Origin of the sequence: Parabacteroides sp. ASF519, from assembly GCF_000364265.2 — a bacterium.
In the GTDB taxonomy this organism is placed as follows: Bacteria; Bacteroidota; Bacteroidia; order Bacteroidales; family Tannerellaceae; genus Parabacteroides; species Parabacteroides goldsteinii.
Window position 1 is genome coordinate 276,004 of record NZ_AQFV02000006.1, and the last position, 12,250, is coordinate 288,253.

The window sequence follows — 12,250 nt, forward strand, 5'->3', positions numbered from 1 at the left end:
TGGAGAACGGTTCCTTTTATTCAGTCAGAGAATCAATAACCCGGATTCTGCCACATGATATTTTTATTGTTATACCGTGACAATTCATCAAAAGGTATTGCAAAGATCTCCCGGTATTCACCATCCATAGAATAACGTCCGCCACCTTCGTCTTCATCGAGGAAATGTTTGTTTATGACCTCCTGTGCAATTCCCCAGCGAACCAGATCATTCCAACGTAGACCTTCGAATGCAAACTCTACGCGGCGTTCCTGCATGATTGCTTTCCGAAAAGCATCCTGGTCAGGTACCGTAGCCGACGTCAAAGCGGGAAGTCCTGCCCTGCCGCGTACTTCATTCAAAATCCTGAATGCCTCTCCGTTGGCAGCATATCCTTCTTCATTCAAACATTCGGCATACATCATTTTCACATCCGTATAGCGGATAACCGGCAGATTGTTCGCCCAGTCCGATTGTGTCTGCGGCGTATACGCATCATAATGGATATATTTCAGGATATAGTGATATTTCGATTCAACCACTCCGTTGATCACCAAATTCGTCACGATAGAGACATCTTTACGCAGATCGCCCTCCTCATAGGCTGCCACCATATCTTTCGAGACATACATGGCCGTTGAATAACCGGCAAAAGGCATCAATACCCCTTCTTTATATCCTTCCGGTAACAGGCCGGTGGTAAAAGTCTGTCCTTCCCCAGTCAGGTTTCCGGTGAACTGTACTTCCCAAACCCGTTCTTTTCCATTATCGTGCGAATCGGTAAAGCAGTTCACATACTCTTCTTCCATTGCATACAAACCGGAATTGATAATATCGGCAAGATAAGGTTTAGCATCCGAGAACCTGGACTGGAACATATACAAACGTGCTAAGCCACCTTCTGCCGCATACTTCGTGATCCGGCCCAGGTTAGAGCCGCTCCATGAATCCGGTAACAAGCCAATCGCATTCTTATAATCGTCTGCTGCAAACTCAAATGTCTGCTCCTGTGTAGAGCGGGCGATCGTCTTAATTTCTGACACCGACATCTCCTTATCGATCAAGGGCATACCACCGAACATCCATCCCAACGTATAATAGGACCAGGCACGTAACGTATAGGCTTCCCCTTTGATGGCATTTTTCAGGTTAGCATCCGGAAAATCGACGGCATCTATCTTATCCAGGATCATATTGCTACGGGAAATGATCGTCCACAACTTCTGCCAGGCGGAAGACAAGTAGCTGATATCGTCCGAATCGGTAAACTGGTCTACTCCAAAAGTATAGCCGGCCCCATTCCGGGTATCGTCACTCCGGGCGATCATTAAACGATACCAGCAGTCATTCGTTTTGTAAAGCTCCTGCTGAGCTGCATAAACCGCTGCTATTGCATAGTCGAAATCCGACTGTGACTGGTAGGAACCTGCCGCACTATAGGATGATTCCGGGATCGTGGTCAGAAAATCATTACATCCCGTCAATAGTGTACAACCACCCATCGCCAGCAGAATAAAATACTTATATAGACTTTTCTTATACTGTTTCATATCCTTTATTTTTAATTAAAATACGACACTCACACCAAAAATAACCCTTTTGCTCAACGGATAAGTACTGTAATCCAGTCCCATCATCGTAGTAGCATTTCCGAAACTGTTCGTTTCCGGCGTATACCCCGGATAACTGTCGAACGTTTTCAAATTATCCAGGGAAACATAACATCTCAGATTACTCAGGATAGTATTTTTCAACACCTGCTTAGGAATTGTATAACCGAATGTTATATTCTTTATCCTCAGATAAGTGGCATCATAAATACGGCGGTCGTCATTATTGTCATTCTTACCCACCGGATTAGGAGTTTCCCCATCCCATGACAGATCGATACCATGTTGCGACAGGTAATCGACAGGCATCGGATTTTCATTGCTGCCGTATAATGCCAGATAGTCCGGCTTATAAGAACGAAGCCATCTTCTCAAACCGTTCACATTGGCACCGCCATTGTCATACTGGCGGGATCCCAGGAAGAGGACATCACCGCCGATCTGTCCCTGTAACAAGATGCTCAGGTCGAAATTATTCCAGGAGAAACGGTTCGTCAAACCGAATACCACGTCCGGCAGGTTATTGCCATAAGGAACATAGTCGGCAGAAGTGATCTGACCGTCCTTATCCTGGTCTACATACTTCACGTTACCCACTTCCTGACCGGCAAGGATCGGAACCAACGCTTTGCCATTGGCATCGAAATCGGAAGGCAACAGGATACCATCTGTCCTGTAGCAATAGAACTGGGATACAGGTCCTCCTACTTTCGTAATGAACTGGGCATCCCAGGAAGTAGAAGTGAACTGGTCAATCTCACCCATATCCAATACTTCGTTGCGGTTGCGGGAGAAGTTGAGAGAAGTCGACCAGTCAAATTTCCCAACAATATTATGAGAAGTAATATCCAACTCCCAACCTTTGTTCCTGATAGAACCGACATTCGCCGTATAAGAGGAGAAACCAGTCGTATAAGGGATGGGAACACTGAACAACAGGTTGTCCGTGGTATTGATATAATAGTCGAAATTAAACTGTATACGGTTTTTCAGGGCGGAGAAATCAAGGCCGAAGTCCAGTGTCTTCGTCGATTCCCATTGCAGGTCTTCATTAGCGATCCTGCTCGGGGCAACACCCGAAGAGACCTTATCTCCCCAGGAAGTATTGTAGCTTCCCAAGAGTGCCATATAGGTATAATCGCCGATACGGTCGTTACCCGACATACCCCAGGCAGCTCTCAGTTTCAATAAGGAAATCCAGTCGAGGCTCTCCATAAAAGACTCTTCATTGATTTTCCAGCCGGCAGAGAAAGAAGGGAACACCCCCCATTTCTTGTTTGAGCCGAAACGGGAGGAACCGTCATAACGGGCACTGACTGTCAACAGATACTTTTCCTTATAATCATAGCTAGCACGCCCGAAGAAGGAAGCGGTAGTATAAGCAGTACGCTGCGTTGTCGCTGTAGTAGGCGTCGTCGCCACATTTAATGTTTCGATCGACTCATACGGCCATCCGCTGGCAGCAGCAGATATTATATAATAATTTTTCTCTTCCGCACTTTGTCCCAGCAAAACACTCAGGTTATGATCCTTGAACGATTTATCGTAAGACAATGTATTCTGGAAAACCCAGTTACGGGTATTTGAAGAGTTACTGTTCCCCCTGGTCACATTCCCATTGGAATAAGTCACGTTACCCGGCTGGAAGAACTCATACGTTTTACCGTCATAATTATAACTGTACTGGGTTTTGAAGGTCAACCCGTCAAGAATATCATATTCTCCCCAAACAGATGCGGCCACACGCATGAATTTAGTATTATCGGTCGTGTACTTCAACTGTTCTACCGGATTCGGATAAGTTGTCCCTATATTCTCGGGGAATCCCCAGTCGCGGGTACCTTCCGTCAGTTTCATTAACGGAGTAAGCATAAGAGCATGGTGCAAAGACGATTCCTTTCCTTTACCGTTGCTACCTCCATTTGAATCTGCACCGTCACGGTCAGAATGCGAAATGGAAACATTCACCCCAGTCCGTAATTTCTTCGTGATATTCATCATCGCATTCAGGCGGGCATTCAGTCTTTCATAGTAAGAATACTTTACAATACCTTCCTGGTTCATATAACCGGCAGAGAAATAGATACTCCCGATATCGCCTTTGGCAGAAGCAGAAGCCTGGTAGCTCTGGATCGGAGCCGTATGCATGACCGCATCCTGCCAGTCGGTAAATTCCGTAGTAGACGCCCAGGAGGAAGGGATCTGATTCCCTGCACTTCTTGCCGACATCGGGTCGCTCATGGAGCCGCCTGCACGCAGGTGATTCAGGTTTCTGCGGAACATATTCCACGCTACCCATTCTTCACCGGACATCACATCCAGTTTCTTCTCCGGAGTAGAAACGCCATAATAGGCATCGAATGTGATCGTCGGTTTACCTTGTCCCTGCTTTGTTTCGATCAGGACCACCCCGTTCGCTCCCCTTGAACCATAGATAGAAGTAGCGGAAGCATCTTTCAATATCTGAATAGAAGCGATATCCGTCGGGTTAAGATCACTCATGTTGTCACGGGGAACGCCGTCAATAACATATAATGGACTGCTATCCCCGTTGATCGTATTCATACCACGGATACGGATCACCAGTTCTTCCCCCGGAACACCACCGCCGGAAGCAGAAGAACGGACACCCGCCAACTGTCCCTGAAAAGCTTCTCCCAGCGTTGTGATTGCCCTGTCTTTCACAGCTTCGTCCGTGATCTTGGATACGGAGCTGGTCAGGTTCTGCCGCTTCACCGATCCATAACCGACTACGACCACCTCGTCCAAAGCCTGTGTATCTTCCGACAGAATAACGATAACAGAGGTTTTCCCTTCCAACTTGACATCTTCAGATACATAGCCGATAAACGATACCTGCAAAACGGCATTCGGCGAAGCATCCAATGTGAATTGTCCGTCCAGATCAGTCATTGTTCCCGTAGTAGTACCTTTGACCATCACATTTGCTCCGGCGATCGTTTCGCCCGATACATCTTTCACAACTCCCGTAATCTTTTGTTGTGCCATTGCCTGTAGTGTCCCCAACAAAAGAAGAAGAAGGACACAACTCATTATTTTACGGCTTTTAAACCGCCACGACAGTTTTCTCATATTGCAATGCGTGTTTTTTATGATAAAATCCATACAATAAATTAATGATTAGTTAGTAATAAATTCAGGTTATCTCAAATACATAAGACATTTGAACCATCCCGGAAAACAACGTATCCGGTTCCTTCTCTGTACTCAGCATATCTTCATAGGCACTCGTTTTTTAATCAATTATACTATTCGTCGATCTCCTTTCATATCCCAGTAATACATACGCGGTCATCTGACCACCTCTCCAACGACAAGGATCTTTCCTATATAAGTATTGAACTCATCGAAATAGGATAATTCTTTCACACTGGACGGTCGTGAAGAATAAATTTCCTTTTTATCGAACCACCGGCTGTCAGGCTTGATTATAACGGTATGCATCCCATTGTCAAGCGTATCGAACAGGTGGTAGGAAGTACGGTTTGTATTACCGCAATACACATCGAATCGGCGTATATACTGCGATCCTTCCCCGTCCGTCTGTACGGAAATACCTCCGGAAGAAGGTCCGATCACATCAAAAAGCCCGGCACGGATACCTTTAAACCGTACCACGATGGAATCTTCCGGATCGGCGGAACTCAATAAAACAGGCAGCTTACCCGAGTCTCCCTGAAAATATTGGTACACCTTATCATCTTTCGTTACAGGCTGCCAACCTCCCGTTCGGACGAATTCATCTACAGAATACATCTTTGCCTGTTCATAATGAGTCGGATACAAAGGGGCAGGCATACGGAAAGCAGCAGAACCGGCTTGTTGCTTTCCTAATTCCGTCAGTGCCGCGGCCAGTGTCCGGGTATAGATCACATGACCGCCATCGAAAGTGGGGTGCGTACCGTCGTTCGTAAAAACAACCTTCCCCGGATAACTTTTATCTTTCTCTCCCTTAAAAACTAATTGATCTTTATTCAGTAAGTCCATCACATCATAAGCGAAGTTGACAGATGGGATGCCGTAGTGCCCGGCGACGTTTTCCATAAAACGGACCGAACGGTAAGTCTTCCCTGCTTTCAGATCATCCAGCATCCCGATATTGAGGGTATACAGAAAGCAGATATCCGTTGCCGGATCCTGCTGTTTGATCTTACGGACAATCCCTTCCATCGAATTGCAGATCAGCAACGAATCGGTTTTCGAATCGTTCACTGCAAACTCGACGAACACTAGGTCAGGATCGTGGAGGAGCACATCTTCATCGGTCCGGAAAACACCCAGGTCGGAACCGGTTCCCCCGATACCGGCATTCACGGCATGGATCTTTATCTCCGGATAGTTCCGTTCCATCCACTCCGTGATCTGCACCCTGTAACCCCGATGGTTCGTAATACTTCCACCCAGAAAGACAACCGTCACTTCCTGCTTCTCCCTGATCTTTGCAAAGAAAGCAGGAAGTCCTCCGCGGGACTGCAAACCGTCCGGATTAATACCTTTTGCCGGATTGCAAAAGAGCAACCCTCCCAAAAAAAATATACAGATCAATGGTAATATGCGGTTTCTCATCTTTATCTATCATTAAAGTTAAACAACGGGGGATTCAGACTGACCGGTGAAACTCCCCGGAACGGTAGTTCACCCGTCAGCACTTTCAGCAACGCCTGATGTGTGGAAGCATCGTTCGAATACGTATTGATATAGGTCGTTACGCGTTCAAAATACTCAGTCCCTACATAGGGGCTTCCCAATGAAATGACAATGATCTTCTTTTTATCCATCGCATTGGCCGCCCAAACCGATTGTGCTTCATCATCCCATAACTGCAACGGGCCGAAAGGAGTATGCGTATTACGTGCCACAAGGAAAATAACCCGATCGTACTTTTCGGTCGACTGGTCTTCCCATCCCTGATTCTCATATAATATGTTCCGCTGAAAATCGACATCGAATCCCTTTCTGACAAACTCTTCCTTCAGATTCAGTAAACGCGTATAATCCCGATCATTCCCTTTTTTCGCAACAGGAGTTACGGCAACCAGCAATATTTTCTTATCCTTTTCCGGTGATAAAGGTAACTTTTTATCGATATCCCTGACCAATGTTATGGAAGATTCCGTAATCTCCCGGGAAGCCTTTTTTATATCTTTCTGTTCGTCAGCCGTTAAGGCACGCAACAATTTCCGGTCAGGCGACAATAATCCGAAACGCTCCTTCATCGCCCACACACGGCCGACGGCATCATCCAGCCTTTCCATCGGGATCTCTCCCCGGGTAATGCGTGCCTCCAGCGTATCCATGTATTGATAAGAGGGCCATAACAAGATATCCACTCCTGCCAGGAAACTCTGTATTTCACCTTCCAGCCGGTCTTCATACCATCCCCGGAAACCGGCCATCGTCATGGCATCGGAGACAATGACTCCCTGGAAATTCATTTCTTTCTTCAGCAGGCCGGTCAATAACTCTTCGGACAAGGTCGCTGGTAGATAATGACCATTCATCTTTTCCTTCTGGTAACAAGGTAAAGTGATATGCCCCGGCATGATACAGGCGACACCGCTATCTATCAATGCTTTAAAAACCTTTCCATGATACTCGTCCCACTTCTCGCGGGATAAGGAATTACAGGTAGTCATCAGATGCTGGTCGCGGTAGTCCACACCGTCGCCGGGAAAATGCTTGATCGTTGCCGCCACACCGTTATCCTGTAAGCCTTTTATCTGACGGGAAAGCAGACGGATCGCCTTGTCGGGGTCGTCCGAGATACTTCTTGTATTGGCGATAGGGTTCAAGGGGTTCAGGTTCAGGTCGGCTACAGGATGAAGTACCCAGGAGATCCCCAATGAACGGCATTCCAATCCAACGCTCTTACCATAGTTATATGCCATCTCTTCCGAATCAGTAGCTCCGAGTGCCATCTCCTTCGGAAAAGGGGTCATTCCCTGCATACCGACACCCATCTCGTAATCTTGCTGGAAGATCAGCGGCATATAGGAAGCCTGCTGGTATTCTTCGACCGATTTTCTGACATACTCCACCCGGTCGGCATCGGGTATTCCGGTAAACAACTTCCAACCCATAAAGTAACCGCTCACCGGATACCGTTTGAAATAAGCTTCCAGCGAACCGTTCCCCAGCTCCAGTTCCAGTTTCCTGTCGGGAAGCATCAGCATGGTCTGCCCGATCTTTTCCCGCAGGCTCAACTGTTTCCAGGCAGTATCTTTCGGTTGCGAAAAGGCGGAAGCTACATATACCAGACTGAATAAACAAATGATTCGGATTTTCATGATAAACTATTTTCGATATTAGATTCTGTTGATTATTCTACGAGGCAAATGTATCTCCTTTACAACGGAACGGCCTTACACACTGGATTCATAAGTTAAGAACATCGTTACTTCTATATGACAGATGTTACATCATTGGGAACTACGTTACAGGGGAACTGAAAAAAGTAAAAAAAGTACCTTCCGACACTGTATATTAACATTCAGAAATCCGTTACTCTAAATAAATACCTATATATTTGGCGTGTTACTTTAATCAGAAATAAGAATGAAAACCATCATTACTCTACTTATCCTGTTACCCTTCATCCAACTATATGCACAAGAAAAGACCGCCTTGTTCAAGAATTATACCGTAAAAGACGGCCTATCGCAGAACACGGTCATCAGGACGTTGGAAGACAGCAAAGGCTACATCTGGTTCTGTACCCGTGACGGCCTGAACCGTTTCGACGGAACCGAATTTGAAGTCTACCGTGCCGACGGCTCGGAAAACTCACTTACCAGCAGCGACGTGACCACCATCACGGAAGTAGAGAACGGCGTGCTCTGGATCGGTTCGCATAAAGGGCTGACCCGGTACGACACCAATACCAAACGTTTCTACCAGTATTATAAAGAAGAAGGGGGCGGAAACAGTCTCTCCGACAACTGTATCAAACATATCTTATGTGACAAACGGAAAAGATTGTGGGTCGGAACGATCAGTGGACTCGATCTCTACAACTCCGAAACAGATGATTTCGAACGGATATCGGATGAAGGTTCCATCTTCTGGCTGATGCAACGGAAGAACGGGAACATCTGTTACCTGGTGAACAACACACTCTGTATTCTCGAACCGGAGTCGATGAAAACAAAGAAGTTCCACTTCGACAACGATGAAAAGCTGTTCTTCCTCTTCGAAGATTCGAACAACAAATTATGGGTCGGCATGTGGAGCTCCGGCCTCAAGTACTTCGAAGAAGAAACGGGAAGACTTATACAGGCTGACTTGTCGTGGACGGACGGTATCACATTCAACAACGAACAGGTTAACTACATCGTAGAAACTGAGGAGGACAATCTGATGCTGGCAACCCGCAATGGACTATTGGTGTACGACCAAAGTAAAAACAAACTGATCAACTGCTTCCGCAGCGAAGATGTAGGCGGTCTAAGCGAAAACACCATTATCTCCCTGTATAAGGACCTGTCCGAGAACATCTGGATCGGCACTTATGGCGGCGGTGTCAACTTGTACACGCCTTACAGCAACTTCTTCATCCCGTATTACCCGGCAAAGTACCTACAGAAAAATATCGGGAACATCAACTCCATCGTCGAATACAAAGGCGACCTGTGGATGGGCACCGACGGCGGACTGATCGTCTACGACCGGGAAGCCGGGACATACGAATATTGCCATTTCCAAATACCCAACTCGAAAACCAACCGGGAGATCAAATACATCCAGAAAGAGGGTGATAAATATCTTTGGATCAGCATCTACTACTGCGGATTATACCTGTACGACATGGAGAAAAGGCAGATCGTAAAAGAGATACCAGACTTCCCCTACAACCAGGTCAGACGTATCACCCGGACTGAAGACGGCATGTATTGGATCGCACTGGGTGTAGACAACCCGATCCTTTTATACGATATGGAAAAGAACACCCTGGCGGCCAGCTTCCCCGTCAAAGGGCGGAACAAGGATGTCTCCCTGATAAACGTACAGGATATATATGCCGAATCCGAATATATATGGATGGGCACCCGCGCCGAAGGACTGTACCGTTACAACGTGCAGACGCAGAAACTGGACCATTTCAGGAACGATAAAGAATCGCCCGACTGCCTCAACAGCAACCACGTCACCTGCATTTACAAAGACAAGAAAGGGAATCTGTGGATAGGTACTTTCGGCGGCGGACTAGCTCTGTACGACCGTATCAAAGAGACTTTCCGCACATTCGACCGGAAAGCGGGACTCGACAACGATGCGATCAGCAGTATCATGGAAGACGAGAAAGGATATCTCTGGATCACCACCCTGAAAGGCATCTCCCGTTTCAACCCGAAAAAGGAATCGTTCGACAACTGGGGATATAACAACGGCTACTCGCTGCAGGAAACAAACCTGCACTCCTGCCTGCGTTCGGGCGATAACCTATTCTATGTGGGAGGAAACAACTTGTTCCTCTCTTTCGACCCCACACAGCTGAGGGTGAACACACGGATCCCCCGCGTCATCATCTCGAAAGTGCTTATCTGGGCGGATAACTTCGGAGAAAAAGCAACCCGCACCTGGATAGAACCGCAAAACGACCGAATAGAACTGAAATACGACCAGACTTCGTTCACCATCCGTTATTCCGCCCTCAACTATGTCTACCCCGAAAGCAACTCGTTTGCCTATATTCTGGAGGGCTTCGACAAGAACTGGACCTACATCGGTAACGAACGGAGCGTGAACTACACCAATATCCCCCCCGGCGATTACATCTTCAGGGTCAAGGCCCGCAACAACGACGGTATCTGGAACAACGTAGGAGCTTCCCTGCATATCAAAGTTTTCCCTCCTTTTTGGAAGACCTGGTATGCTTATCTCTTCTACCTAGCCGTCTTCATTGCGATCATCATCCTCTTTATCCGTTATAAGACAAGAGAAGAAAGGCTGAAGATGGACCTGAGGATCAAGCAGATCGAAAAGACCAACATTGAGACAAGCCACCGGATAGGCGTGCAGATGTTCACCAACTTCTCGCATGAACTACGGACACCGCTCACGCTAATCATCGCCCCGCTGGACGAACTGCTGAGCAAGACAAACCTGTCCCCCGAACTGAAACGCCCGCTCGAACTGATCAACAAGAACGCCCAGCGCCTGCTTTGGCTGGTTAACCGCCTGATGGATTTCCGGAAACTGGAAGCGGGAAAGATGCATCTAAAGGCAGGACAGTACAAACTGGACGATTTCGTCAACGAGATGCTCTTATCTTTCCGCCCGCTGGCTGATAAGAAGAATATCCTGCTGGAATATAACAACACGGGGCGGGAAGCAAAGATATGGTTCGATTATATCCTACTGGAAAAAGTATTCTTCAATCTCTTGTCGAACGCCTTCAAGCACACACCCAAAGGAGGATACGTCATCATCAGCGCCAAAGAAATCGGAGAAGAGGAAATAGTACACACAGAGGAGCTGAAAGATTACCAACCCGTCGGCAATAATCCGAAGTTATTACTCGTCACCGTCGAAGATTCCGGCAAAGGCATCCCGCAGGAAATGCTTCCGAAAGTATTCGAAGCATTCTTCCAGGCGGGGGAGAACGACTATACCAGTGCCTACGGGACCGGTATCGGGTTAAGCCTGACAAAGAGCATCATAGAACTCCACCACGGCCACATCTGGGTGACCAGTGAAGAAAATAAAGGGACCCGCTTCTCGTTTGTCATCCCTCTGGGCAGGGAATTCCTAAAGGAAGATGAACTATTATCGAAGAACAAGGCGATCAAGGTAGAGCATGCCTACGACAAACCGCAGGTTGTTCTCGACGACTCGCCGGTGGAAGAAAACAAAATTCCTGCCCCTCGGAAACGTTACCACCTGGTGGTCATCGAGGACAATGCGGACGTGAGGAACTACCTTTGCGACATGCTGTGCAACGACTACAATATTACTGCCACCGAAGACTGCATGGAAGGTTGCGAAGTTGTGACCAAAGAGATGCCGGACCTGATCATCAGCGACATCATGACACCTCGGATGAACGGCATCGAGTTCTGCCAGAAGGTGAAAAGCAATATCGTCACCTCGCATATCCCGATCATACTGCTGACAGCCCGGGTTACCCTGTCACAGATCAAGGAGGGCTACGATTCGCTTGCCGACGATTACATCATGAAGCCATTCAACCCCGAACTGCTCAAGGTCAGGATAGCCAATCTCCTTGCCAACCGCCAAAAGCTGAGAGAACTGTATGCCCAAAAGATCGTAACCGGAAATTTCCCGACGGAAACAGTTTCTACGGAAGACAAGTTCATGGCAAAGGTTCTCGATTATATCCACAGCAACCTAGACAATACAGAGTTGTCTATCGACAAGTTCAGCGACGATATCGGCATGAGTCGCGTACAGCTTTACCGTAAGATCAAGGCTGTCACCGGCTCTTCGCCGAGCAAGCTGATCCTGGATATCCGTCTAAAAAAGGCTGCGGAGCTATTGTCCACCACCGACGATACAGTCACCGAAGTCTCTTACAAATGCGGTTTCAACGAAGTTTCCTACTTTGGAAAATGCTTTAAAGCAAACTATAATATCTCTCCTTCCGAATATGCCCGGAACTACAGATAAACCCATACCTGCCA

At 47.2% G+C, this 12,250-nt stretch carries 5 protein-coding genes; 1 reads left to right on the forward strand and 4 read right to left on the reverse strand.

The features are described 5' to 3' along the window. Window positions 1–32 precede the first annotated feature (32 nt). The 4 genes from C825_RS01375 to C825_RS01390 form a co-directional block, all read right to left on the reverse strand. Window positions 33–1,529, reverse strand: coding sequence for a RagB/SusD family nutrient uptake outer membrane protein (locus tag C825_RS01375; RefSeq protein WP_010801104.1), 1,497 nt, complete (start codon window positions 1,527–1,529; stop codon window positions 33–35). Window positions 1,530–1,544: 15 nt separating this feature from the next. Beyond that, a complete protein-coding gene (locus tag C825_RS01380; RefSeq protein ID WP_010801105.1) occupies window positions 1,545–4,682 on the reverse strand; it encodes a SusC/RagA family TonB-linked outer membrane protein in 3,138 nt (1,045 codons plus the stop codon). A gap of 219 nt (window positions 4,683–4,901) precedes the next feature. Beyond that, window positions 4,902–6,176 (reverse strand): SGNH/GDSL hydrolase family protein, encoded by a 1,275-nt coding sequence (locus C825_RS01385; RefSeq protein WP_010801106.1) that lies wholly within the window; start codon window positions 6,174–6,176, stop codon window positions 4,902–4,904. A 2-nt stretch (window positions 6,177–6,178) separates the two neighbouring features. Beyond that, window positions 6,179–7,897, reverse strand: a complete 1,719-nt coding sequence (locus C825_RS01390; RefSeq protein ID WP_010801107.1) for a glycoside hydrolase family 3 protein — start codon at window positions 7,895–7,897, stop codon at window positions 6,179–6,181. A gap of 268 nt (window positions 7,898–8,165) precedes the next feature. On the opposite strand from C825_RS01390, the gene C825_RS01395 reads away from it, so the two are divergent. Then, a complete protein-coding gene (locus C825_RS01395) occupies window positions 8,166–12,236 on the forward strand; it encodes a hybrid sensor histidine kinase/response regulator transcription factor (protein WP_010801108.1) in 4,071 nt (1,356 codons plus the stop codon). The last annotated feature ends 14 nt before the right edge of the window (window positions 12,237–12,250 follow it).